The sequence below is a fragment of the Micromonospora halophytica genome, assembly GCF_900090245.1.
GTDB classification, from domain to species: domain Bacteria; phylum Actinomycetota; class Actinomycetes; order Mycobacteriales; family Micromonosporaceae; genus Micromonospora; species Micromonospora halophytica.
On the sequence record NZ_FMDN01000006.1, the window covers coordinates 136,082 to 160,342 of the forward strand.

Sequence of the window (24,261 nt, forward strand, 5' to 3'; positions counted from 1 at the left end):
CCGACCCGGTCGCCGTCGTACCGCCGTGGCAGGGTGGGTGGCGTGTACCGGGAGCGTCGGGCCGGCCGGATCGCCGGGGCGGTGGTGTGGGCCAGCCGGTCCCCTGCCGGCGCGGCGCCGACCCGGGTGCTGCCGGACGGCTGCCTGGACCTGCTCTGGTCCAGCCGGTCCGGGCTGCTGGTGGCGGGGCCGGACCGGACAGCCCAGCTCTCCCGTTCCGTGCCGGGGGAGCGGTGGCTGGGCCTGCGCCTGCCGCCCGGCACCGGTCCGGCGGTCTTCGGTGTCCCCGCCGACGTGCTGCGGGACCGCCGGGTGCCGCTCGACGCGCTCTGGGGCCGGGCGGCGGGCGAGGCCGCCGAGCGGCTGGGTGACCGGCCGACCGCCGTCGCGCTGGAGTCCGTGGCCGTCGACCGGCTGGTCGCCGTCGGCGGGCCGGACCCGCTGGGCTGCCGGATCGCCGCCTCGCTCGCCGCCGGGGCGAGCGTCGCCGCGACCGCCGCCGAGGTCGGCCTCGGCCCGCGTGCCCTGCACCGACGCAGCCAGGCCCTCTTCGGGTACGGCCCGAAGACCCTCGCCCGCATCCTGCGGATGCGCCGGGCGCTGGCGCTGGCCCGTGCCGGCGTCCCGTTGGCCGAGGTGGCGGTCCACTGCGGGTACGCCGACCAGGCCCACCTCACCCGCGACGTCCGCGAGCTGGCCGGCGTCCCACCCACCCGGCTGCTGCCCGGCTGACCCCAGCCCTGCCGGCGGCCCCGGAAGGCGCGGCGCGGCCCAGGTGGGCTCAGTCGGCGACCGGTGTGGGCAGCGGGGCGTAGAGGTCGACGCCGTTGCCGTCCGGGTCGTGCAGCGTCGCGTACCGCTGCCCCCAGTCGGCGTTCCATGGCGGCAGTTCGCCGTGGAAGCCGGCCCCGGTCAGCGCCGTCCAGTACCGGTCGACCTCCGCCGGGTCGGCGCACCGGAAGGCCAGGCTCATCCGGGCGCTGCCGGTCGGCGGCGTCCATCCGGCGCCGAGGTCGCGGATGCTGTCGACGGTGTCCCAGCCGAGCCGGACCCCGCCGGGCAGGGTCATCTCGACGTGCGGCAGGGTGTCCGATCCGGACGGCAGGTCCAGTCCGAGCCGGCGGTAGAAGTCGAGGCTGCGTGCCATGTCGGCGACGACCACGCCGATGTAGTCCATTCGAGGTGCCATGCCGGTGAGGCTAGGCCGGTGTCGTGGCGGGCGTCTTGAACGAAACGGACGCACGGTGGCCGGTGTGGCCCCACGGGAGGCGCCGACCGCGTACGGTGGCAAAGGAACAAGTCCGGCGGAACGGCTTAAATGCCGCATATGGGCGTGCCTGGCGCCGGGTGACGACGGCGAGGGAAGGGAGCGGTCGGTGAACCACCTGGCCTACCTGGACGCGGGGTCCGGCAGCCTGATCGTGCAGGCGGTGGTCGGCGGGGTCGCGGGGGCGGCCGTCGCCGCCAAGCTCTACTGGCGACGGCTGGTCGACCGCTTCCGCCGCCAGCCGACCGACCGTGGCTGACCGCTCGCCGATGACCAGCTCCGACACCCGGATCCGGGTCGAGCCCGGCTCCTTCCGCGACCCGGCCAACCGGGTCTTCCACGCCGGCGACCAGGTGCTGCGCGGGCTCGGCCCGCAGGCGGCCCGCGACTGGCAGACCCTGGCGGCCAGCGACTTCTTCACCACGCTGCTCGCCGAGGGCAAGGTCTGCGGCACCGAGCCGGTCGACCCAGGCGTGCTGCCCGGCTGGACCGCCGTGCTGCGCCACGACCGCATCCCGTTCGTCTCGCACCCGTACGAGTGGTCGTTCGGCATGCTCCGCGACGCGACGCTGCTGCACCTGGAGATCCTGCGCCGGGCGCTGCCCGCCGGGTTCACCACCAAGGACGGTACGGCGTACAACCTGCAGTGGCGTGGCGCGACCCCGGTCTTCATCGACGTCGGCTCCTTCGCGCCGTTGGCCGACGGCGAGCCCTGGGCCGGCTACCGGCAGTTCTGCCAGACGATGCTCTACCCGTTGCTGCTCCAGGCCCATCTCGGCGTGGACTTCCAGCCCTGGCTGCGGGCCCGGGTCGACGGCGTCGAGCCGGACCAGATGCGCCGGCTCTTCCGGGGCGCCCGCCGGCTGCTGCCCGGCGTGCTCACCCATGTGCACCTGCACGGCGCCATGCAGGAGCGCAACGCCCGGGCGAGCACCACCGACGTCCGGGCCCAGCTCCGGGCCGCCGGCTACTCCCGGGACCTGGCCCTGGCCACCGTACGCGGGATCGAGAAGCTGGTCCGCCGGCTGGACCGGCGCGACGAGCCCAGCCACTGGGTGGACTACCAGCGCACCTGCAGCTACACCGCGCAGGACCGGGCGGAGAAGGAGCAGTTCGTCACCGCGGCCGTCACCGCCGCCGGCACGCCCGGCCTGGTCCTCGACCTCGGTGCCAACGACGGCCGGTACGCCCGGATCGCCGCCCGGCACGCCGCCACGGTGGTCGCCGTCGAGCAGGATCCGGCTGTGGTCGACACCCTCTACCGGGCGCTGCGTGCCGAGGGCGAGCAGCGGATCCTGCCGCTCGTGATGGACCTCGCCGATCCGTCCCCCGGCGGGGGCTGGCGCGGCGTCGAGCGGGCCGGTTTCGCCGCCCGGGCCCGGGCTGACGTGGTGCTCGCCCTCGCGGTGGTCCACCACCTGGCCATTGGCCGCAACGTGCCGCTGGCCCAGGTCGTCGACCAGCTCGTCGACTGCGTCCGGCCCGGCGGGCGGCTGGTGGTGGAGTTCGTCCACCCCGAGGACGTGATGGCCCGCCGGCTGCTGGCCAACAAGCCCGACGGGCTCTTCCCGGACTACCGCCGCGACGAGTTCGAGCGACTGCTCGCGGCCCGCTGCCGGGTCGAGCGGCAGCGGGAACTGCCCTCGGGCACCCGCACGCTCTACCAGGTGGTGGTGGGTGGCTGACCGCACCCTCGCGACTGCGGCGCCACCACGTACGTCCGGCCCGCCGCCGGAGCTGGACCGACCGGGTGGGCGGCGGGCCGAGCTGCGCCGGCTGCTGGAGGTGGCCGCCCTGGTCGGACTGGTGGTCACCCAGCCGCTGCTCGACGTGCTCGGGCGCAGCCCGGACTTCTTCCTGTTCCACCGGGCCGACCCCGGCGATGTGCTGCTGCTGGTGGCGCTGGTGACGGTCCTGCCCACCGTCGCGGTCGGCACGCTCGGCCTGGCCACCCGGCTGGCCGGTGTCCGGGCCCGGACTCTCGCGCACACCGCCGTGGTGGGGCTGCTGCTGGCCGCGCTCGCCGTCCAGGTCGGCCGGCACGCCACCGGGCTGCGGGGCGTACCGCTGCTGTTGGCCGCCGGGGTCCTCGGCGCCGCCGGGGCGGCGGCGCACCGGCGGTGGCGCGCGCCGGGGCGGGTGCTGCGGGTCGCCGCGGTCGGCCCGCCGGTCTTCGTGGCGCTGTTCCTGTTCGCCTCGCCCGCCTCGGCGGTGGTGCTGCCACGGGCTGACGGCGGGGCGGCCGGGGTGGCCGGGCCGGGGGAGCACCCGCCGGTGGTCATGATCGTCCTGGACGAGCTGCCGCTGGTCTCCCTGCTCGGCCCGGACGGGCGGATCGACGCCACCCGCTACCCGCACTTCGCCGAGCTGGCGGCCGGGTCCACCTGGTACCGCAACGCCACCGGGGTCAGCGGCTGGACGCCGTACGCGCTGCCGGCGATGCTCACCGGCCGGTACCCGGCGCAGCCGCTCGCCCCGCACTACTCGCAGTACCCCGACAACCTCTTCACCGCCCTCGGCGGCCTGTACGACGTCCGCGCCGAGGAGAGCATCACCCGGCTCTGCCCGCCGAGCCGCTGCGACCAGCCGTCGAGCCCGGAGCAGGGCCTCAAGGCGCTGGTCCGGGAGAGCGGGCGGCTGCTGCGGCAGCTCGTCGCGCCGGTGGACAGCCGGGTCGACCCGCAGGAGTCGTACCGGGAGCGGACCGCGGCGGAGGTCGGCCTGGACGACGCCGAGCCGGTCCCGGACGATCCGAAGTTCCGCTGGGACAGCCTGAACGACAACCAGCCCGCCCGCTTCGCCGGCTTCCTGGCCGGGCTGCGGCCCACCGACCGTCCCGCCCTGCACTTCCTGCACCTGCTGATGCCGCACGCGCCCTGGGCGTACCTGCCGTCCGGAGCGCGCTACACCGCCCCCGAGGACCTGCCCAACGCCGGTGCCGGCTGGGCCGAGCTGGCCCGCGCCCGGCACCTGGCCCAGCTGCGCTACACCGACCGGCTGGTCGGCGAGACCCTGCGCACGTTGCGCGCCACCGGCCTGTACGACCGGGCGCTGCTGGTGCTCACCGCCGACCACGGGGTCAGTTTCCAGCGGGACTGGCAGGGCCGCGGACTGGACGCGATCAACCACGCCGCCGGCGAGGTGGCCTGGGTGCCCACCTTCGTCAAGACGCCCCACCAGCGCGCCGGCCGGGTCGACGACCGCAACTGGGAACACGTCGACCTGCTGCCGACCATCGCCGACGAGGTGCATGTGCGGATCCCGTGGCGGGTCGACGGCCGCTCGGCCCGGCAGGCCCCGCGTCCGCACGCGGAGAAGGTCTTCTACGACCGGCCGGGGCAGCCGTTGACCCTGCGCGGCGGGGTGCCGGTCCGGCCGCCGGACCCGCCGGCACACCCGCTGGTCGGGACCACCGTCGATGCAGCGCCCACCGAGGGGCGGGCCCGGGTGGCGAACCTGGCCGCGTTCCGGGCCGTCGACCCGGCCGCCGGTGAGCTGCCGGCGCTGGTCTGGGGGACGGTGCCCGACGAGGTGCCCGACGGCACGCTGCTGGCGGTCGCGGTCAACGGCACGGTCGCCACGGTGGTGCCCGTGGTGCCCCGGGACGAGGGGGGCCGCCGCTTCGCCGCCCTCGTCGGCGACGACCATCTGTTCCGGGTCGGGGCCAACCGGCTCGACCTCTACCGGGTCGCCGCCCACGGCGGCCTGCGCCGGCTGACGCTCGGCTGAACCGTTCCTCCCCGACATCCGTCATCGTCGGGTTCGTCCTCGCTGACCAGGGTTTCCGAGCCGTCGGGTCGGGAATCGGGTGACGCATACCTCACCGCCGAACCACGGCGGGCGGTGTCCCGGGCTCCGCGAATACGGTAGAAGCGAAGGCAATTCAACGAAGATTCGCCGGCGAAGCGAGGAACCACATGACGGAAGTCAAGCTCGATCACCCCGGTGGGCAGCTCTCGATGCCGGTACAGGCCGCGGTCGAAGGCCCCGCCGGTATCGGCGTGAGCAAGCTGCTGAAGGAAACCGGGATGACCACGTACGACCCCGGTTTCGTCAATACCGCGTCCTGCTCGTCCGCGATCACCTACATCGACGGTGACGCGGGCATTCTGCGGTACCGCGGCTACCCGATCGAGCAGCTGGCCGAGAAGAGCTCCTTCCTGGAGGTCTCCTACCTGCTGATCTACGGCGAACTGCCCACCGGGCAGCAGCTGACCGAGTTCAGTGAGCGGATCCGGCGACACTCGCTGCTGCACGAGGAGATGCGTCGGTTCTTCGACGGCTTCCCCCGGGACGCGCACCCGATGGCCGTGCTCTCCTCGGCCGTCAGCGCCATCTCCACCTTCTACCAGGACAGCCTGGACCCGTTCGACTCCGAGCACGTGGAGATGTCCACCGTGCGGCTGATGGCGAAGGTCCCCACCATCGCCTCGTACGCGTACAAGAAGTCGATCGGCCAGCCGCTGCTGTACCCGGACAACTCGCTGGGCTACGTGGAGAACTTCCTGCGGATGACGTTCGGCGTGCCGGCGGAGCCGTACGAGGTCGACCCGGTGGTGGCCCGCGTGCTGGACATGCTCTTCGTGCTGCACGCCGACCACGAGCAGAACTGCTCGACCTCCACGGTCCGGCTGGTCGGTTCCAGCAACGCCAACCTCTTCGCCTCGGTCTCGGCCGGCGTCAACGCCCTGTTCGGCCCGCTGCACGGCGGCGCCAACCAGGCCGTGCTGGAGATGCTGGAGAAGATCGACGCCGAGGGTGGCGACGTCCGTTCCTTCGTCCGCAAGGTCAAGGACAAGCAGGACGGCGTGAAGCTGATGGGCTTCGGTCACCGGGTCTACAAGAACTACGACCCGCGTGCCGCCATCGTGAAGAAGGCCGCGCAGGACGTGCTCGGCCGGATGGCCAAGCCGGACCCGATGCTGGACATCGCGATGCAGCTGGAGGAGATCGCGCTCGCCGACGACTTCTTCGTCTCGCGCCGGCTCTACCCGAACGTGGACTTCTACACCGGCCTGATCTACAAGGCCATGGGCTTCCCGACCAAGATGTTCACGGTCCTGTTCGCGCTGGGCCGGCTGCCCGGCTGGATCGCCCAGTGGCGCGAGATGATCAACGATCCGGAGACCAAGATCGGCCGCCCGCGGCAGATCTACACCGGCTCCGCCGAGCGCGACTACACCCCGCTCGCCGACCGCTGACGGGCGTACCCCTCGCGGCGAAGGCCGCCGACCCGTACGGGTCGGCGGCCTTCGCCGTCCCGCCCGGTCGCATCCGCCCGCGTCCCGCCCGGGGCCGGCATGATCGACACCATTGCGGCGATGTGGCGGCCTCCGGGTGTGCCCGATACCGCACTGTCGCCGACCCGGAGTCGATCAAGCGGGGCCCCGGACGACCGTCGAACGGTCCGGACGGCTGGGGCGGTCGAGCGCCGGTGGATGCCGGCGGTAGGGCCGGTCTGGTCCGTGAGCGCGCCGGCGCACGACGGGGCGTCCGCGTGGACACCCCGCCCGCACCACCGGGCATGGTGCGCCGGAGCGGAATCCGGTCAGCGCAGGCCGGCTGCGGCGAGGAGGTTGCCCTCCGGTGTCGGAGCGGTCATCCGGCCGAGCGTCATCCGCAGTTCGGCCCGCTCGGCGGTGAACGCGGCGTCGCCGGCGATCGCGGCCGCGTACGCGGCCGCGGTGCGGTGCGCGATGGCCGACCAGCCGTACTGCTCGTGGACCATGGCGCGGGCGCGGCGGGCCAGCAGCCGGGCGCGGTCCCGGTCCGACAGCAGGGCGTCGACGGCCTCGGTGAGCCCGTCCGGGTCCTGCGGGGCGAAGGTCATCCCGGTCACCCAGGGCTCGACGATCTCGGCGAGACCGCCGGTGCGGGCCACCGCGAGCGGCGCCCCGGCCGCGGCGCCCTCCAGCGCGACCATGCCGAACGGCTCGTAGATGCTCGGCACCGCGAAGCAGTCCGAGGCGGCCATCACCGCGGGCAGGTCGGTGCCGCCGAGGAAGCCCGGCATGCTCACCGTCGCGCCCAGCCCGAGCCGCTGCACCTCGGCCTCCAGCGCCGACCTGTACGGGCCGTCGCCGACGATCACCGCCCGCAGCCCGGGGTGCCGCTCCCGCAGCCGGGGCAGGCCGGCGAGCAGGTGCTGCACGCCCTTCTCGTAGACCAGTCGACCGGCGAAGGTGACCAGCGGGCCGTCCCCGGCGAACCGGGCCCGGGCGGAGGCCACCGCCGAGGTCGGCACCCGCCAGCGGTGCGGCTCCACGCCGTTGGGCACCACGTCGACGCGGGCCGCGTCCACCCCGAACAGCGCGCCCACCTCCCGACGCATGTACCCGGAGCAGACGATCACCCGGCCGGACTCGCCGGCCAGCCACTGCTCGACGCCGTGGATGGTGCGGTTCATCTCCTCCGGCAGCCAGCCCTGGTGCCGGCCCGCCTCGGTGGCGTGGATGGTGCTGACCAGCGGCACGTCCAGGTGCTCGCGCAGGGTCATCGCGGTGTGCGCGACAAGCCAGTCGTGGGCGTGGATCACGTCGTACGTGCCGGACCCGGTGGCGCGCAGGGCGGCCCGGGTCAGCGTGTGGTTGAACGCCATCGTCCAGGCCAGCAGGGAGCTGGTGGCCAGCGGGAAGGTGACCGGGTCCTCGGCGGCGCGGACGATGCGTACGCCGTCGGCGTACTCCTCCAGGGGTGCGCCGTCGACGTGCCGGGTGACCACGGTGACCTCGTGCCCGGCGGCGGCCAGGGCCACCGACAGGGCGTGCACGTGCCGGCCGAGTCCGCCGACGAGCACCGGCGGGTACTCCCAGGACAGCATCAGGATCCGACGGTTCCGCGGGGCCATGCCCGAGGCGCTGTGCTGCTGCGGTATCTGGGTGCGGGAGGTGGGGCCGGGCCGGCAGGTCCGGTCCGGGGCGATCACGGGCTGCTCGCCGACCCGCGGGGTGGTCACATCAATCTCCGTCCATGCACGAAGGGTCGCGCCGGCAACGGTGGCGGCGGAAAGAGTGGGGTGGGGTGGCCGAAGGGCTCGACAGGGCGCCATCGCGGGGCGCGCCCGCATCAAGGAAAGGGCATGACGCTCTCCGCCGCATCTCGAAACGGCCTATGGTGACCGAAGACACCCAAAGGTCGTTCCGGCATCAGGTAGGTGGATATCGGGTGCCGTCCGAACGGCTGGATTGACCGGTCGCGCGGTGGGGCATTAGCGGCGTGCGCACCGGCGGCCCGCCCCGCCCGGTGCGCTCACGATCATGGGCCGAAGGAGCGACATGCAGGTCTGGCCGGGCGAGCGCTACCCCCTCGGCGCCACCTACGACGGGATGGGCACCAACTTCGCGATCTTCTCCGAGGTGGCCGAGAAGATCGAACTCTGCCTCTTCGACGAGTGGGACACCGGCGCGGAACGGCGGGTCGAGCTGCGCGAGGTCGACGCGTACGTCTGGCACGCGTACCTGCCGGGAATCGAGCCGGGTCAACGGTACGGCTACCGGGTGCACGGGCCCTGGGACCCGGCCGACGGTCTGCGCTGCAACCCGCACAAGCTGCTGCTCGACCCGTACGCCAAGGCGATCGACGGAGAGGTCGCCTGGGATCCGGCGGTCTACGACTACGAGCTGGGCGGCGACCTGGACCGGATGAGCGAAACGGACTCCGCGCCGTTCATGCCGAAGTCGGTGGTGGTCAACCCGTACTTCGACTGGGGCAACGACAGGCCGCCGCGCATCCCGTACCACCACTCGGTGATCTACGAGGCGCACGTACGCGGGCTGACCATGCGCCACCCCGACATCCCGGAGGAGCTGCGCGGCACGTACGCCGCCATCGCCTCCCCGGTGATGATCGACTACTTCAGGCGGCTCGGGGTGACCGCCGTCGAGCTGATGCCGGTGCACGAGTTCGTGCACGACCACCGCCTCGCCGACTTGGGCCTGCGCAACTACTGGGGCTACAACACCATCGGCTTCTTCGCCCCGCACCACGGCTACTCCGCGCTCGGCCGCCTCGGCCAGCAGGTGCAGGAGTTCCGGGGCATGGTCCGGGCGCTGCACGCCGCCGGCATCGAGGTCATCCTCGACGTGGTCTACAACCACACCGCCGAGGGCAACCACCTCGGCCCGACGCTGAGCTTCAAGGGCGTCGACGCGCCCAGCTACTACCGGCTCTCCGAGGACGACCGCCGCTACTTCGTCGACTACACCGGCACCGGCAACAGCCTGAACGTGCGCAGCCCGCACTCACTGCAACTGATCATGGATTCGTTGCGGTACTGGGTCACCGAGATGCACGTCGACGGCTTCCGCTTCGACCTGGCCGCCACCCTGGCCCGGGAGTTCTACGAGGTGGACCGCCTGTCCACCTTCTTCGAGGTGGTCCAGCAGGACCCGGTGGTCAGCCAGGTCAAGCTGATCGCCGAGCCGTGGGACGTCGGCCCCGGCGGCTACCAGGTCGGCAACTTCCCGCCGCAGTGGACCGAGTGGAACGGCAAGTACCGCGACACCGTGCGGGACTTCTGGCGCGGCGAGCCGGCCACCCTGGCCGAGTTCGCCTCCCGCATCTCCGGCTCCGCCGACCTGTACCAGGACGACGGCCGCCGCCCCTTCCACAGCATCAACTTCGTCACCTGCCACGACGGGTTCACCCTCAACGACCTGGTGTCGTACAACGACAAGCACAACGAGGCCAACGGCGAGGAGAACCGGGACGGCGAGAGCCACAACCGGTCCTGGAACTGCGGAGTCGAAGGGGAGACCGACGATGCCGGCGTACGCGCCCTGCGGGCCCGGCAGCGGCGCAACTTCCTGGCCACCCTGATCCTCTCCCAGGGCGTGCCGATGATCGGCCACGGCGACGAACTCGGCCGCACCCAGCGCGGCAACAACAACGCCTACTGCCAGGACAGCGAGCTGGCCTGGATCGACTGGGAGCACGCCGACGACGACCTGCTGTCCTTCGTCCGCCGGCTCACCGAGTTCCGCAACTCCCACCAGGTGTTCCGCCGCCGGCGCTTCTTCACCGGCCTGCCCGTCGGCGGCCGGGCCGCCGGCTCGGCCCTGCCCGACCTGGCCTGGTACACCCCCGACGGCCGGGAGATGACCGGCGAGGACTGGGGCAACGACTTCGGCCGCTCGGTGGCCCTGTTCGTCAACGGCGACGGCATCCGGGAGCGCGGCCAGTACGGCCAGCGTCACCGCGACGACTCCTTCCTGCTCTGCTTCAACGCCCACGACGCCCCGCTGGACTTCACCCTGCCCGGGCCGGAGTTCGGGCAGCGCTGGGAACTGAAGATCAGCACCGCGGAACCGGACCCGGAGAAGAACACAATGGTGGAGGCGGGCGGCGCCATCTGCGTGCCGGACCGCTCGCTGCTGGTCCTGGAGAGGACGGCCTGACATGCCCGACATCCCCCGGCCCGACAAGACGCCGAGCGCGCGGGTGGGGTCCACCTACCGGGTCCAGGTCCGCCCCGGCTTCGACCTGGACGCCACCGCCGCCCTCGCCGACTGGCTGGTGGCGCTGGGCGTCACCCACCTCTACAGCGCGCCCCTGCTCGCCGCCACCCCCGGCAGCCAGCACGGCTACGACGTGGTCGACCACCGCGCGGTCAACCCCGAACTGGGTGGCGAGGCCGCCCGACAGCGCCTGGTCCGGGCGCTGCGCGCCGCCGGGCTCGGCCTGGTCGTGGACATCGTGCCCAACCACGCCGGGGTGGCCCGGCCCGCCGCCAACCCGGCCTGGTGGGACGTGCTGCGCCGGGGCCGGGACTCGGCGTACGCCTCCTGGTTCGACATCGACTGGGACCGGGGCCGGCTGCTGCTGCCCGTCCTCGCCGACAGCACCGACGCCCTGAACGACCTCACGGTGGTCGACGGGGAGCTGCGCTACCACGAGCACCGCTTCCCGATCGCCGACGGCACCGGCGACGGCACCCCACGGCAGGTGCACGACCGGCAGCACTACGAGCTGGTCAACTGGCGGCGCGGCGACACGGAGCTGACGTACCGCCGGTTCTTCGCCGTCTCCGACCTGGCCGGCCTGCGGGTGGAGGACAGGGGCGTCTTCGACGCCACCCACGCGGAGATCCTGCGTTGGGTCGCCGCCGGCGACGTCGACGGCATCCGCGTCGACCATCCCGACGGCCTGCGCGACCCGGCCGGCTACCTGGCCCGGCTGCGCGCCGCCGCGCCGGACGTCTGGCTGGTGGTGGAGAAGATCCTGGAGTACGGCGAGGAGCTGCCGGACTGGCCGGTGCAGGGCACCACCGGGTACGACGCCCTCGCCGCCGTCTGCGGGCTCTTCGTCGACGGCGACGCGGAGGGCGACTTCACCGCCCTCGACGGCCGGCTGACCGGCCGGCACACCTCCTGGCAGGACCTCACCCACGACACCAAGCGGGAGGCCGCCACCCGGCTGCTCGCCGCCGAACTGGGCCGGCTCGCCGCGCTCGTGGCCGAACTGGACCCCCAGGCCGCCCGGGACGCCCTCGCCGAACTGGCCGCCTGCTTCCCGGTCTACCGGGGCTACCCGCCCGTGGGCGCCCGGCACCTGGCCGCCGCCCGGTCCGAGGCGGGCCGGCGCCGCCCCGACCTGGCCGCCACCCTGGACGCGCTCACCGCCCACCTGCGCGACCCGGACCACGAGCTGGCCGCCCGCTTCCCGCAGCTGACCGGCGCGGTGATGGCCAAGGGGGTGGAGGACACCGCCTACTACCGGTGGAGCCGGTTCGTCGCGCTCAACGAGGTCGGCGGCTCGCCCGCCCACTTCGGGGTGCCGCCGGCGGAGTTCCACCGCTTCGCCGCCGCCCGCCAGGTCCGCTGGCCGGCGAGCATGACCACCCTGTCCACCCACGACACCAAGCGCGGCGAGGATGTGCGGGCCCGGCTCGCCGTGCTGTCCGAGCTGCCCGGCCGCTGGGCCGAGCAGGTCAGCCGGTGGACGTCCCGGGCGCCGCTGGCGGACCCGGCCCTCGCCCACCTGCTCTGGCAGACCGCCGTCGGCGCCTGGCCCGTCGAGCGGGAGCGGCTGCACGCGTACGGGGAGAAGGCCGCCCGGGAGGCGTCGGTCTGCACCAGCTGGGCCGACCCCGACCTCGCCTTCGAGCACCAGCTGCACGCCCTGATCGACCGGATGTACGACGACCCCGAGCTGCACGCCGAGATCAGCGCCTTCGCCGCGGAGATCACCCCGGCGGGCTGGTCCAACGCGCTCGGGCAGAAGCTCGTCCAGCTCGCCATGCCCGGGGTGCCGGACACCTACCAGGGCACCGAGCTGTGGGACAACTCCCTGGTCGATCCCGACAACCGCCGCCCGGTCGACTTCGCCGTACGCCGGGAGCTGCTGGCCCGCCTCGACGCCGGCCGGCGGCCCGCGGTGGCCGCCGACGGCGCGGCGAAGCTGCTGGTGGTCTCCCGGACGCTGCGGCTGCGCCGGAACCATCCGGAGCTGTTCACCGGCTACCGGCCGGTGCCGGCGCACGGGCCGGCCGGCCGGCACGCGCTCGCCTTCGACCGGGGCGGCGCGGTCGCGGTGGCCACCCGGCTGCCGCTGCGGCTGGCCCACGACGGCGGCTGGCGGGACACCATCCTCCCGATTTCCGGCAACAGTGTTACGGACGTGTTCACCGGGCGGGTCTACAGTGGGTCTGAGCTGCTGCTCGATGATCTGTTGAGCACCTACCCCGTCGCACTGCTGGCTCCCACCGACTCCGTGGAGGACGCCGCATGACCGAGTTCACGGTGTGGGTGCCCGAGGCCGCCCGGGTCCGGCTGCGGCTGCCGGGCGACATCGACCACGAGATGCGTCCCGCCCCGCAGGGCTGGTGGCGGATCGAGGTCCCCGGCGCCGGGCCGGGCACCGACTACGCGTTCCTGCTCGACGACGGCGACCGGGCCCTGCCCGACCCGCGCTCGGCCTGGCAGCCCGACGGGGTGCACGGGCCCAGCCGGCTCTACGACCACGCCGCGTACCCCTGGACCGACCAGGGTTGGACCGGCCGGCAACTGCCCGGAAGCGTGCTGTACGAGCTGCACGTCGGCACGTTCACCCCGGAGGGCACCTTCGACGCGGCGATCGCCCGCCTCGACCACCTGGTCGACCTCGGCATCGACATGATCGAGCTGCTGCCGGTCAACGCCTTCAACGGCGAGCACAACTGGGGCTACGACGGCGTCTGCTGGTACGCACCGCACCAGCCGTACGGCGGGCCGGACGGGCTCAAACGGCTCGTCGACGCCGCCCACGCCAAGGGGCTGGGGGTGATCCTCGACGTCGTCTACAACCATTTCGGGCCCTCCGGGGCCTACGCGCCGATGTTCGCGCCGTACCTCACCGGGCAGAGCAACACCTGGGGTCGCACCGTCAACCTCGACGGCCCGCACTCCGACGGGGTACGCCGCTACATCGTCGACTCGGTGCTGATGTGGCTGCGCGACTACCACGTCGACGGGCTGCGGCTGGACGCCGTGCACGCCATGCCGGACTCCCGGGCCACCCACTTCCTGGAGCAGGTCGCCACCGAGGTGGAGACGCTCTCCACCCACCTGGGCCGGCCGCTGTCGCTGATCGCCGAATCCGACCTCAACGACCCGAAGCTGATCACCGGACGCGAGGCCGGCGGGTACGGCCTGCACGCCCAGTGGAACGACGACGCCCACCACGCGCTGCACACCCTGCTCACCGGCGAGCGGCAGGGCTACTACGGCGACTTCGGCTCGTTGGAGTGCCTCACCGACGTGCTCACCGGCGCGTTCTTCCACGCCGGCACCTGGTCCAGCTTCCGCAACCGCAGCCACGGCCGGCCGGTCGACCGGCAGCGCACGCCGGGGCACCGCTTCGTGGCGTACCTGCAGAACCACGACCAGATCGGCAACCGGGCCGCCGGGGACCGGATCTCCGCCAGCCTCTCCCCGGCGCTGCTGCGGGTCGGGGCGGTGCTGCTGATGACCGCGCCGTTCACCCCGATGCTGTTCATGGGGGAGGAGTGGGCCGCGTCGACGCCCTGGCAGTTCTTCACCAGCCACCCCGAGCCGGAGCTGGCTGTGGCGGTCCGCGACGGGCGCAAGCGCGAGTTCGCCTCGCACGGGTGGGCCACGCAGGACGTGCCCGACCCGCAGGACCCGCAGACGTTCCTGCGCTCCCGGCTGGACTGGGCGGAGCTGGACAAGCCCGAGCACCACGAGATGTACGAGTTCCACAAGCGGCTGATCGCGCTGCGCAAGTCGCGGGCCGACCTGTCCGACCCCCGGCTGGACCGGGTGCAGGTGCGCCACGGCGACCGGTTCCTGGTGATGCGCCGGGGCGAGACGCTCGTCGTGGCGAACCTGGCCGGTCGGGCGCAGGGGATCTCGCTGCCGGGGGTGGTACGGCGGGTGCTGCTGGCCACCGGCGAGGGGGTGACGGTGATGCGGGACCGGGTGGAGCTGCCGGGGGAGACGGCGGCGATCGTGGCGCTGTGAGGATCTGAGGTCGTGGCCCCTCACGGCGATCTTTCTCTGACAGCTCCTGAGTATTAGGGTGGTGCCCGCCGGAGACGACGTGGCAGGTGGCGTCCGGTTGCGGCGGCGGGGGCTGTAGAGCATGGCCTGAAGCGGCAAGGACGTGCATGGACACACGGTCGTTGCGGTTGGTCAAGGCGCTCGCCGAGGCGGGGTCGTTGACCGGTGCCGCTCACGAGCTGGGCATGACCCATCAGGCGCTCAGCCGGCAGCTGCGTGAGTTGGAGCGCCGGCTCGGTGTCAGCCTGGCAACCAGGACGGGCCGGTCGACGGTGTTGACGCCAGCGGGGCAGTTGCTGGCGCAGCGTGCCACGCGGATCCTGCTGGAGCTGCATCGTACCGAGATGGATGTGCGCAGTCTGGATGGCACGGTGACTCAAGCCGGACGCGATCCCCTGACCAGGCTCGGTGGCAAGCGCTACGTCGCGGACGGCGCCGACCCGTGGCGGATCTACCAGACCGACGTGCAGGTGGACCTCAAATGGCAGGCCGGGAAGATCCCGTTCACGGACATCTCCCTGGCGACCAGGACGGTGACCCGGAACTTCAAGTTCGAACTGTGGGCCGAGCAGGCCGGCCCGTGGGGCAAGTTGTACGCCAACTGAGAAGTGCTCGATGCTCGCCAGGCGTCGCGCGCCGGCGCGACCCGCTCCGGCCCGGATCCGGGAGCGGGTCGCGCACTCGGTCAGGCGAAGTCGAACACCGGCGGGAAGGCGAGCACCACCGTCCAGGCCCAGACGGCGTAGACAGCGAGGTAGCGGGTCTGCCAGCGCTCCAGGTGGGCGAAGGTCATCCGGCCCCGCAGGAAGCCGAGGAACAGCCAGGCCGACCAGCCGAGGTTGGCCAGCAGGATGAGGTTCTCGCCGAGCGCGGCGGTCTTGTTGGGGCTGAAGCCGAACTCGGTGATCCGGCCGGTGATCGCCAGCAGCACCAGGACGTCGATGACCAGGGCGCTGACCACGAGCACGAGTTGCAGGCGGTCGAAGAGGCCGGGTCGGGCGGTGAGGTCGCGGGCGCTGATGGCGTAGAGCAGCAGGCCGAGCACGACGACGAGGAGCAGGTCGAACAGGATGAGCACGTCGCGTTCGACGTCGATGCCGTTGTTGGTGGCGATGAAGGCGACCAGGAAGGCCAGCAGGGTGGCCGCGAACAGCGGCGTGAAGACGCGGGTGAGCACCGGCGCCATGTTCTCGATGACGCTCTGTTTGGCTTCCACCAGCCAGGCCGCCACCACGATCGCCGCCATCGCGCCGCAGGGCAGCAGCCACTGGCTGACGAAGCCTTCGGCGTCGATGCCGATGGCCTCGAAGGTGCCGACGGTGAACAGGGTGAGCACCCCGCCGCCCAGCGCGAGCAGGGCGATGTAGATCAGCCACTCGCCGGTGAACCGGATGAAGTCCATCCGCCGCCGGTCGGAGCGCCAGTCGCCGCCGACGTAGGCGACGCCGACGACCAGCCACAGCGCCAGTGGCAGGTGGATGGCGGTGAGCACGAGGGTGTGTGCGTCATCGTCGAGCGGGTAGGCGTTCGCGGCGACCGCGCCGAGGACGAAGAGCGCGCCGAGCACCGCGACGACGGGCAGGCCGACGCGGCGTTGCCAGGCGAAGTACGCGGCCAGCGCCGGCAGCGCGAACAGGCTGAGGTTGCGGGCGTAGAAGGCGGCGTCGTCGTCCTCGCCGAGGCCGAGCCCGAACAGGGCCGGCGCCTTGATCGCCAGCGCGGCGAGGGCGGCGCAGAGCACCATGACCGGCAGTTCGCGGCGGGTGCGGGCGGCGGTGGGGGCGTCCGACTCGCTGGGCAGGACGAGTTGCTTCCACAGCCGATCGGAGTGCTCGCGGGCGAATTCGCGGGACAGCTCGTCGAGGCTGCCCATGCGTTTGACGGCGATGAGGAACGCCTCGTCGGTGCGCAGGCCGCCCTGGGCCAGCTCGGTGATCCGACTGCGCAGGTGGTCTTCCAACTCCTCGGCGTCGGTGCGGTGCAGTTCCCGGCGGCGGTCCATGTAGGCCCGCCACTCGGCGATCTGGCCCTCCAGATCGCTGTCGATGGTCATCGTCCCGCCTCCCATGCCGGCATGATCGGCGTGCTGGTCTGTGCGGCGCTCCAGACGCCGCGCAGCGCGTCGACGACCGTGGCCCACTGGCGGCGCTGCTCGGCGAGTTCGGCCCGGCCCTGTTCGGTGATGCGGTAGTACTTGCGGCGCCGTCCGCCCGGCGGGGTCACCCAGAACGACTCGACGTGACCCAGCCGCTCCAGCCGGTGCAGCAGCGGATAGAGCAGCCCTTCGGTCCACTCCAGTTGCCCGCCTGACAGGTCGTCGACCTGTTTGAGGATGGCGTAGCCGTAGCTCTCGCCCTCGCTGAGGATGCCCAGCACGAGTGGTGTCGCCGAGGCGGCGACGAGGTCTTTGGTGATGCGCACGTGGCCCCCTGACCCTAAGACTGCAATGCATAGTAGTTCTAGGTATGAGCGCGGCGCAATCCTCCACCAGCGCGTCTGCGCGGGGGTATGGGCCCACATGAACGCGTGATTGCATACCGAGTATGCTCAGCCACCATGCGACCCGGTGATCGGACAGTGGCGCTCGTCGCCCTGGTGGGTGGATTCCTGCTCGGCTTCCTCGACTTCGTGTGGATCACGTCGGTGCCGTACCCCTTCGCCGAACTCGGCAACTCCACCGCCACCTGGGCGGTCGCCGCCTTCGGATTCGGGTACTGGGTCAGGTCCTCCCGGGTACGCGCGGCGCTGGGCGCCACCGTCCTGCTCGTCGTCGCGGTGCCCAGCTACTACCTTGCGGCGACGCTCCTGCAGGGTGACGACCTGGCGGTGTTGTGGGCGCCGACGTCGCTGCTCTGGATGGTCTTCGGGGCGCTCGCCGGGGTGGTCTTCGGCACCGCGGGCACCTGGGCGCGCGAGACGGGCTGGCGGCGGGTCGTCGGGGCCGCGCTGCCGGCAGCCGTCTTCTTCGAGGAGGCGGCCCGGTTCGTCGGCAAGGCCCGCGATCCCGACCATCCCCCCGGCGCGGAATGGAACGTGGCCATCGACGTCGCGCTCGGTGTCCTGATCGTCGTGCTGATCGGCGGATCGCACCGGCAGCGGGCGCTCGCACTGGCCGTCGCCCTGCCCCTGGCCGTGTTCATCTCGTGGGGATTCGCGGTGGCCGGCGCGGCATAGGAGTGTCCGTGTCGTCGGTGGTGGCAGGCTGTGACACGGGTGCCGGCGGTGTCGCCGCCACCCGAGCCGCTCGGGTGGGTCGCACCACGGCGACCGCCACCGACGGAGAGGAGCGCCATCATGACCTGGCCCGTTCGTCGGGTGCTCGCGGCGGTGGTCGCGGTCGGGCTCGCCGCGGCGACCGGCTGCACGAGCGCCCGGCCCACCGCCGTCCCCGGGACCACCGCCCCTGTCGGCCCGACCGTGACGCCGGTGCCGCCACCTGCGGAGTTCGCCGCGCTGGAGCAGCGCTACGACGCCCGGCTCGGCGTCTATGCCCTCGACACCGGCTCCGGCCGCACGCTCGCGTACCGGGCCGACGAACGGTTCGCGTACGCGTCGACGTTCAAGGCGTTGGCCGCCGGGGCGCTGCTGGCCGCCACCTCGGACGCGGAGCTGGACCGGGTGGTCCGTTACGGCCGCGAGGACCTGGTGATGCACTCGCCGGTCACGGAGAAGCACGTCGCGGACGGGATGACCCTGCGCGAGGCCGCCGACGCCGCGGTGCGCTACAGCGACAACACCGCCGCGAACCTGGTGCTCGCCGAACTGGGTGGCCCGGCCGGGTTCGAGCGGGCGCTGCGCGGCATCGGCGACACCGTCACCGACCCCGCCCGCACCGAACCGGCCCTCAACGAGGCCGCACCGGGCGACGTCCGCGACACCAGCACGCCGCGCGCCATGGCCGACTCGCTCCAGGCGTACGCGATCGGCGGCGCGTTGTCGGTCGAGGACCAGCGGGTGCTGCTCGACTGGCTCAAGCGCAACACCACCGGGGCGAACCTGATCCGGGCCGGGGTGCCGGCAGGCTGGCAGGTCGGCGACAAGACCGGCGCCGGCGGGTACGGCACCCGCAACGACATCGCCGTCCTCTGGCCGCCGGACGCCGCCCCGATCGTGCTGGCCGTGATGTCCCGCCGCGACACGAAGGACGCCCGGCACGACGACGCGTTGATCGCGGAGGCGACCAGGGTGACGCTCAAGGCGCTGCGTTGACCGGGTGGCGCTGGGGAGGACGGTCAGCCGGCCGGGTCGGGTGGCAGGTCGCGGGCGTCGGATGCCGGTCGTCAGGAGCAGGACCCCGGCCTTCGCCGCGCCGCAGCGGCCGTTCGTCTGCCCGGCGAAGTGCTCAGCCAGACCAGGCACCCGGCATGATCGTCACCGAGGCCGGCAGTCCGCGTCGCCCCGGACCGTCCCGTGACGCCGGGACGGGTGGGCCCGCTGCCCCGATTCGGGGTTCGTGCGCCGTGCGGCGGGCATAGCGTCAGGTGTGGCGGCTTCCGCCGCCGGGCCGCAGCCTGGCGGTCAGGACGATCTGACGGTGGTGCGACGTGGACAGAACCGATCCGACGGTGCTGGACGAACTGGAACGGCGCCGCCGGGGCACCGGACTGCCCCGGCTGCTGGGCGTGGTGAGCCTGACTCTCGGCGTGGGTGGGCTGCTGGCCCCGCGCACGGTGGCCCGGCTGACCGGGGTGGACGACTCCCCGCACGCGGCGGGCGTCATCCCGGCCGTCGCCGCCCGGGAACTCGGGCAGGCCGCCGGACTGCTGGCCGGACGGCGGCCCGCCGGCTGGACGTGGACCCGGGTCGCCGGTGACGCCGTCGACCTCACCCTGCTCGGGCGGGCCCTCGCGGACCGGCGCGGTGAGCGCCGCCGGCGGGTGGCTGTCACCACGGCGGTGACCGCCGGCATCGCCGCCGTCGACCTGCTCGCCGCGCTGCGTGCCGGGCGGGCCCGGCGGGCCCGGGAGCGGCTCATCCTCATGGAGGTCGGGGTCACCGTGAACCGGCCGGCGTCCGAGGCGTACCGGTTCTGGCGCGACCTGGAGAACCTGCCCCGGTTCATGGCCCACCTGGAATCCGTGCGCGCCGAGGACCTGCGCAACTCGCACTGGACGGCGCGCGGTCCGGCCGGCCGGCACATCAGCTGGGACGCCGAGATCGTCGAGGACCGCCCGAACGAGTTGATCTCCTGGCGGTCGCTGCCGGGCGCGCGGGTGCCCAACGCGGGCCGGGTGCGCTTCGTGCCCGCCCCCGGCGACCGCGGCACCGAGGTCCGGGTCGAACTCGGGTACGCCCCGCCGGCCGGACGGCTCGGCCGGGCCGTGGCGAAGCTCTTCGGCGAGGAACCGGAGCAGCAGGTCCGCGACGACCTGCGCCGGTTCAAGCAGGTGCTGGAGACCGGCGAGGTGGTCCGCTCCGACGCCAGCCCCGAGGGCGTCAGCCTGCACCAGCAGCTCCGGCAGCGACCCGCCCAGCCCCTGCCCGCCGGCCTGCGCGGCTGACCGAGAGGAGAGACGATGAAGGCCACCGCCTGGATGGGCAGGGACAGCGTCAAGGTCGTCGACGTGCCCGACCCGCGCATCATGAACGCCCGCGATGCTGTCGTGAAGATCAGCTCCACCGCGATCTGTGGCTCCGACCTGCACCTCTACCACGGCTACATTCCCGCGCTGCGCAAGGGCGACATCCTCGGTCACGAGTTCATGGGCGAGGTGGTGGAGGTCGGCCCGGAGGTGGACAACCTCGCCGTCGGCGACCGGGTGGTGGTGCCGTTCCCGATCGCGTGCGGCAACTGCGCCTCCTGCCAGCAGGGCCGCTACTCGGTCTGCGAGAACTCCAACCCCAACGCCGGCGTCGCCGAGAAGATCATGGGCCACTCCCCGGCCGGCATCTTCGGCTACTCCCACCTGCTCGGCGGGTACGCCGGTGGCCAGGCCGAGTACGCCCGGGTGCCGTTCGCCGACGTCGGCCCGATCAAGGTCCCCGACGAGGTGCCGGACGACCAGGCGCTGATGCTCGCCGACGTCCTCCCCACCGGCTACATGGGTGCCGAGATGTGCGACATCAAGCCCGGCGACGTGATCGCGGTCTGGGGCGCCGGGCCGGTGGGGCTGCTCGCGGCGGCCAGCGCCCGGCTGCTCGGCGCGGAGCGGGTCATCGTGATCGACCGGTACCCGTACCGGCTGCGGTTGGCCGCCGAGCAGGTCGGCGCGGAGACGATCAACTACGAGCAGGTCGGCGCGGAGACGATCAACTACGAGCAGCTCGACGTCCTCGACGAGCTGAACCAGCTCACCGCCGGCCGGGGCCCGGACGCCTGCATCGACGCGGTCGGCCTGGAAGGGCACCACGGCAACGCCGCGATGTACGCGTACGACCGGGTGAAGCAGGCCGGGCGGCTGGAGACCGAGCGGCCGTTCGCGTTGCGCCAGGCGATCATGGCCTGCCGCAGCGGGGGAGTGGTGTCGGTGATCGGCGCGTACGGCGGCTTCGTGGACAAGTTCCCGATGGGGGCGTTCATGAACCGGTCGCTGATCATGCGGACCGGCCAGTGCCATGTGCAGCGCTACACCCGGCCGCTGCTGGAGCACATCGTCCGCGGCGACATCGACCCGAGCTTCGTGATCAGCCACCGGATGCCGCTCAAGGACGCGGCGAAGGGTTACCGGATCTTCCAGAAGAAGCAGGACGACTGCACCAAGGTCGTGCTCAAGGTCTGAGCCCGGCGCCGCCTCCGACGACGCCCGGGTGCCGGCCGACCGGCTGATCGGCGGCGGGACCGGGCGCTCTCCGGTTCCGCCGCTGGTCACGACCGGGCCGTCGGGTGCCCGCCGGTCAGGGCAGCGGCCACTCGTGCACGGGGCGGTTGCTGTGCATCAGCTCCACGTAGTGGCGGACCACCTCGCGCAGCGCCTCCGGCCGGTCCAGGTGGTCGGCGGACTCCAGCCGGTGCAACGTCTCCACCTGCCAGGTGGCGCCGTTGCGTCCGGTCAGGCAGCGCTGCTCGATGATGCCGAGCAGCCGGTCCCGTTCGGCCGGGTCCACGCCCCACCGGTCCAGCCCGTGGTACGCCAGCGGCAGCAGCCGGCGCAGCACCAGCTCGGTCACCGGCAGGTAGCCCAGCCCGGGCCAGAACACCTGGCCGTCGATGCCGTACCGGGCGCCACTGTGGAAGTTCTCCTCGGCGGCGCTGAACGACATCTGCGACCACAGCGGACGATCCGACTCGGCCAGGCCGCGCACCAGCCCGAAGTAGAACGCGCCGTTGGCGACCGTGTCCAGCACGGTCGGCCCGGCGGGCAGCACCCGGTTCTCCACCCGCAGGTGGGGTCGGCCCTTGAGCACGTCGTAGACGGGTCGGTTCCAGCGGTAGACGGTGCCGTTGTGCAGCCGCAACTCGGCGAGCTTCGGCACCCCGCCGGCCGCGAGCGCCTCGGCCGGGTCCTCCGGGTCGCAGACCGGCAACAGGGCCGGGAAGTAGCGCACGTTCTCCTCGAACAGGTCGAAGACGCTGGTGATCCAGCGTTCGCCGAACCAGACGCGCGGACGTACCCCCTGTGCCTTGATCTCTTCCGAGCGGGTGTCGGTGGCCTGCTGGAACAGCGGGATGCGGGTCTCGCGCCACAGCTCCCGGCCGAAGAAGAGGGGGGAGTTCGCGCCGAGCGCCACCTGGATGCCGGCGATCGCCTGGGCGGCGTTCCAGTAGTCGGCGAACTGCGCCGGGCTGACCTGGAGATGGAACTGGGTGCTGGTGCAGGCGGCCTCGGGGGTGATGGTGTCCGCGGTGGCGGTCAGCCGCTCCACCCCGGTGATCGCGATCCGCAGGTCCTCACCGCGGGCGGCGAAGATCTGCTCGTTGAGCAGCTTGTAGCGCGGGTTCGCCGACAGTGTCGCGGCGGTCAGGTGCTCCGGGCGCAGGGTGGGCAGAATGCCGATCATCACCAGGTGTGTGCCGACGGTGCGGGCCTTGGACTCGGCGGCGTTGAGGCTGGCCCGTACGTGCTGCTCGAACTCGGCGGTGCCGGTGCCGGCCAGCCGGCGCGGGGCGACGTTGATCTCGACGTTGAACTGCCCCAGTTCGGTCTGGAAGCTGGGGTCGGCGACGGCGGAGAGGACGTCGGCGTTGCGCATCGCCGGCATGGACTCGTCGTCGACCAGATTGATCTCGATCTCCAGCCCGGTCATCGGCCGCTCGACGTCGAAGCGTGACTCGCGCAGCATCTCGGCGAACACGTCCAGGCACCGGCGTACCTTCTCGCGGTAGCGGGCCCGGTCCTCACGACTGAAGGTGCGCACGCCGACGTCCTCGCCCATGGTCACCACCTTGTCACCGTTGGTTCTCCCAACCTCGCACGTTCCGGCAAGGACGGGAAAGACCCGAAGGACTCTTACCTACCCGTCCCGCGCGGAGGTGATCCCTGTCGCGCCGGGGAGTCGAGGTGCCCGGCCGGGGCCGGAGGGCTCGCTACGATGGCGCGATGCGCGAGAAGACCACCCGGCTGTTCGTGGCGGCGGCGATCGCCGAAGCGTGTTCCTGGCTGGCCCTGCTGGTCGGCATGGCGGTCAAGTACGGCCCTCCGGCCAACGAGATCGGCGTCAAGATCTTCGGCCCGGTGCACGGCGCGCTCTTCGTGGCGTACGGGCTGCTGGTGCTGGTGATGGCTCGGACGCACCGGTGGAGCCCGGCGGTCACCGTCGTCGCGCTGGTCTGCTCCGTGCCGCCGTTCGCCACCCTGTTCTTCGAGCGCTGGGCCAAGCGGCGCGGCCTGCTCGACGCCGCGCCGCGGTCGCAACGCCCGCTCACCCCGGTCGGCTGACCCCGCCCGCCCACGGCCGTCGCCCCGCCGGGCGGGCGCGAAACCCTCAGCCGGTCAGCACCGAGCAGGCACCCACGCTCGCCAGCAGCAGCAGTCCGAGCGCCGCCTGGAGCAGCAGTGGCGGCCCGAGATGCGACCAGACGGTCGCGGTACGCGGCCGCAGCGGCTGCGCGGTGGTCAGGTTGACGATCCGCTCCACCTTCGGCGGCAGGTCGGGATCCTGCGGGCGCAGGGTGAGCTGCACGTGGTCGCCCGGGTGCAGGGCGCTCTGCGGCAGGTGTCCGTGCAGCTCCACCTCGTAGAGGACGCCGGCCGCGTCGCGGACCCGCAGCGGGGTCACCAGGAACTCGGGACCCTTCTTCAGGTCCTTCCACTTGCGCCGGGCGCCGCCTCCGCCGCCGCCGGACGAGATCAGCGTGCGCACCAGCAGCACCAGCAGACCCGTCACGCTCGCGGCGGTCACCACCGCCAACAGCACCGGCTGCCCGATGCGGACCTCCCGGGGATATCCCTCCAGCAGCCGGACGACCCGCCCGGTGAGGATGCGCTGCGTCGGGCGCACGACGCGGGGCGCGAGATCGCTGTCCATGATCACCACCGAGAGTCCGGATCCGTGCACTGATGGTATCGGCCCTCCCGGTCGAACGACGTGAATGAACTCCCGGTCACGCCCGGCGGTGCG

The 24,261-nt window shown here is 72.7% G+C and carries 20 protein-coding genes; 14 read left to right on the forward strand and 6 right to left on the reverse strand.

Features of this window, described 5'->3' with window-relative positions:
• Window positions 1–42 precede the first annotated feature (42 nt).
• A complete protein-coding gene (locus GA0070560_RS11440) occupies window positions 43–732 on the forward strand; it encodes a helix-turn-helix transcriptional regulator (protein ID WP_091295028.1) in 690 nt (229 codons plus the stop codon).
• Between the two features lie 49 nt (window positions 733–781).
• Here GA0070560_RS11440 and GA0070560_RS11445 read toward each other — a convergent pair whose 3' ends face one another.
• Window positions 782–1,189 carry a VOC family protein gene (locus GA0070560_RS11445; RefSeq protein WP_091294678.1) on the reverse strand — a complete coding sequence of 136 codons (408 nt, stop codon included), beginning with the start codon at window positions 1,187–1,189 and terminating at the stop codon, window positions 782–784.
• 187 nt (window positions 1,190–1,376) lie between these two features.
• Between GA0070560_RS11445 and GA0070560_RS28660 the strand changes: the two genes are divergently transcribed.
• From GA0070560_RS28660 to GA0070560_RS11460, 4 genes are all read left to right on the forward strand, one after another.
• On the forward strand, window positions 1,377–1,526 hold the full coding sequence (locus GA0070560_RS28660) for a hypothetical protein (protein WP_157745101.1): 150 nt from the start codon (window positions 1,377–1,379) through the stop codon (window positions 1,524–1,526).
• Window positions 1,527–1,536: 10 nt separating this feature from the next.
• A complete protein-coding gene (locus GA0070560_RS11450; protein ID WP_091295030.1) occupies window positions 1,537–2,952 on the forward strand; it encodes a class I SAM-dependent methyltransferase in 1,416 nt (471 codons plus the stop codon).
• A 52-nt stretch (window positions 2,953–3,004) separates the two neighbouring features.
• A complete protein-coding gene (locus GA0070560_RS11455) occupies window positions 3,005–4,996 on the forward strand; it encodes a sulfatase-like hydrolase/transferase (protein WP_245675485.1) in 1,992 nt (663 codons plus the stop codon).
• 188 nt (window positions 4,997–5,184) lie between these two features.
• Window positions 5,185–6,468: a citrate synthase gene (locus GA0070560_RS11460; RefSeq protein ID WP_091294680.1), complete on the forward strand. Its 1,284-nt coding sequence runs from the start codon at window positions 5,185–5,187 to the stop codon at window positions 6,466–6,468.
• 347 nt (window positions 6,469–6,815) lie between these two features.
• On the opposite strand, the gene GA0070560_RS11465 is transcribed toward GA0070560_RS11460, so the two are convergent.
• Complete coding sequence (locus GA0070560_RS11465; protein ID WP_091294681.1) at window positions 6,816–8,222, reverse strand: glycosyltransferase family 4 protein; 1,407 nt, start codon at window positions 8,220–8,222, stop codon at window positions 6,816–6,818.
• A 319-nt stretch (window positions 8,223–8,541) separates the two neighbouring features.
• Here GA0070560_RS11465 and glgX point away from each other — a divergent pair, with 319 nt between their 5' ends.
• From glgX to GA0070560_RS11485, 4 genes are all read left to right on the forward strand, one after another.
• Window positions 8,542–10,662: a glycogen debranching protein GlgX gene (gene glgX, locus GA0070560_RS11470; RefSeq protein ID WP_091294682.1), complete on the forward strand. Its 2,121-nt coding sequence runs from the start codon at window positions 8,542–8,544 to the stop codon at window positions 10,660–10,662.
• Between the two features lies 1 nt (window position 10,663).
• Window positions 10,664–12,994 (forward strand): malto-oligosyltrehalose synthase, encoded by a 2,331-nt coding sequence (gene treY, locus GA0070560_RS11475; protein ID WP_091294683.1) that lies wholly within the window; start codon window positions 10,664–10,666, stop codon window positions 12,992–12,994.
• Window positions 12,991–14,724: a malto-oligosyltrehalose trehalohydrolase gene (gene treZ, locus GA0070560_RS11480; RefSeq protein WP_091294684.1), complete on the forward strand. Its 1,734-nt coding sequence runs from the start codon at window positions 12,991–12,993 to the stop codon at window positions 14,722–14,724. Before treY ends, treZ begins: the two co-directional genes overlap by 4 nt.
• Before the next feature lie 167 nt (window positions 14,725–14,891).
• A complete protein-coding gene (locus tag GA0070560_RS11485) occupies window positions 14,892–15,368 on the forward strand; it encodes a LysR family transcriptional regulator (protein WP_211565811.1) in 477 nt (158 codons plus the stop codon).
• An 80-nt stretch (window positions 15,369–15,448) separates the two neighbouring features.
• On the opposite strand, the gene GA0070560_RS11490 is transcribed toward GA0070560_RS11485, so the two are convergent.
• Window positions 15,449–16,816 (reverse strand): permease prefix domain 1-containing protein, encoded by a 1,368-nt coding sequence (locus GA0070560_RS11490; protein WP_170839366.1) that lies wholly within the window; start codon window positions 16,814–16,816, stop codon window positions 15,449–15,451.
• The gene (locus GA0070560_RS11495; protein ID WP_091294687.1) at window positions 16,813–17,184 is read right to left on the reverse strand and encodes a PadR family transcriptional regulator; all 372 of its coding nucleotides are present in this window, start codon (window positions 17,182–17,184) and stop codon (window positions 16,813–16,815) included. The genes GA0070560_RS11490 and GA0070560_RS11495 overlap by 4 nt, the downstream gene beginning before the upstream one ends.
• Window positions 17,185–17,319: 135 nt before the next feature.
• Between GA0070560_RS11495 and GA0070560_RS11500 the strand changes: the two genes are divergently transcribed.
• The 4 genes from GA0070560_RS11500 to GA0070560_RS11515 all read left to right on the forward strand — a co-directional run bounded on the left by GA0070560_RS11500 (window position 17,320) and on the right by GA0070560_RS11515 (window position 21,482).
• Entirely contained in the window at window positions 17,320–17,937 is a 618-nt protein-coding gene (locus tag GA0070560_RS11500) for a DUF6518 family protein (RefSeq protein ID WP_091294688.1), read from the forward strand.
• Window positions 17,938–18,054: 117 nt separating this feature from the next.
• A complete protein-coding gene (gene bla / locus GA0070560_RS11505) occupies window positions 18,055–18,972 on the forward strand; it encodes a class A beta-lactamase (RefSeq protein ID WP_425412637.1) in 918 nt (305 codons plus the stop codon).
• 335 nt (window positions 18,973–19,307) lie between these two features.
• Complete coding sequence (locus GA0070560_RS11510; protein ID WP_091294690.1) at window positions 19,308–20,264, forward strand: SRPBCC family protein; 957 nt, start codon at window positions 19,308–19,310, stop codon at window positions 20,262–20,264.
• Window positions 20,265–20,279: 15 nt separating this feature from the next.
• Entirely contained in the window at window positions 20,280–21,482 is a 1,203-nt protein-coding gene (locus tag GA0070560_RS11515; RefSeq protein ID WP_091294691.1) for a zinc-dependent alcohol dehydrogenase, read from the forward strand.
• 115 nt (window positions 21,483–21,597) lie between these two features.
• Here the strand turns inward: GA0070560_RS11515 and GA0070560_RS11520 are convergent, their stop codons facing one another.
• On the reverse strand, window positions 21,598–23,076 hold the full coding sequence (locus tag GA0070560_RS11520) for a glutamate-cysteine ligase family protein (protein ID WP_091294692.1): 1,479 nt from the start codon (window positions 23,074–23,076) through the stop codon (window positions 21,598–21,600).
• 164 nt (window positions 23,077–23,240) lie between these two features.
• Here GA0070560_RS11520 and GA0070560_RS11525 point away from each other — a divergent pair, with 164 nt between their 5' ends.
• Complete coding sequence (locus GA0070560_RS11525) at window positions 23,241–23,579, forward strand: DUF3817 domain-containing protein (protein ID WP_091294694.1); 339 nt, start codon at window positions 23,241–23,243, stop codon at window positions 23,577–23,579.
• A gap of 46 nt (window positions 23,580–23,625) precedes the next feature.
• Here GA0070560_RS11525 and GA0070560_RS11530 read toward each other — a convergent pair whose 3' ends face one another.
• A complete protein-coding gene (locus GA0070560_RS11530; RefSeq protein WP_170839376.1) occupies window positions 23,626–24,177 on the reverse strand; it encodes a hypothetical protein in 552 nt (183 codons plus the stop codon).
• Between the last annotated feature and the right edge of the window lie 84 nt (window positions 24,178–24,261).

Coding starts and splice junctions, on each gene's coding strand:
- GA0070560_RS11450 (WP_091295030.1), top strand. CDS start 1,537: ATGACCAGCTCCGACACCCGGATCCGGGTCGAGCCCGGCTCCTTCCGC.
- glgX (WP_091294682.1), top strand. CDS start 8,542: ATGCAGGTCTGGCCGGGCGAGCGCTACCCCCTCGGCGCCACCTACGAC.
- GA0070560_RS11520 (WP_091294692.1), bottom strand. CDS start 23,076: ATGGGCGAGGACGTCGGCGTGCGCACCTTCAGTCGTGAGGACCGGGCC.
- GA0070560_RS11445 (WP_091294678.1), bottom strand. CDS start 1,189: ATGGCACCTCGAATGGACTACATCGGCGTGGTCGTCGCCGACATGGCA.
- treY (WP_091294683.1), top strand. CDS start 10,664: ATGCCCGACATCCCCCGGCCCGACAAGACGCCGAGCGCGCGGGTGGGG.
- GA0070560_RS11525 (WP_091294694.1), top strand. CDS start 23,241: ATGCGCGAGAAGACCACCCGGCTGTTCGTGGCGGCGGCGATCGCCGAA.
- GA0070560_RS11515 (WP_091294691.1), top strand. CDS start 20,280: ATGAAGGCCACCGCCTGGATGGGCAGGGACAGCGTCAAGGTCGTCGAC.
- GA0070560_RS11460 (WP_091294680.1), top strand. CDS start 5,185: ATGACGGAAGTCAAGCTCGATCACCCCGGTGGGCAGCTCTCGATGCCG.
- treZ (WP_091294684.1), top strand. CDS start 12,991: ATGACCGAGTTCACGGTGTGGGTGCCCGAGGCCGCCCGGGTCCGGCTG.
- GA0070560_RS11500 (WP_091294688.1), top strand. CDS start 17,320: ATGCGACCCGGTGATCGGACAGTGGCGCTCGTCGCCCTGGTGGGTGGA.
- GA0070560_RS11490 (WP_170839366.1), bottom strand. CDS start 16,816: ATGACCATCGACAGCGATCTGGAGGGCCAGATCGCCGAGTGGCGGGCC.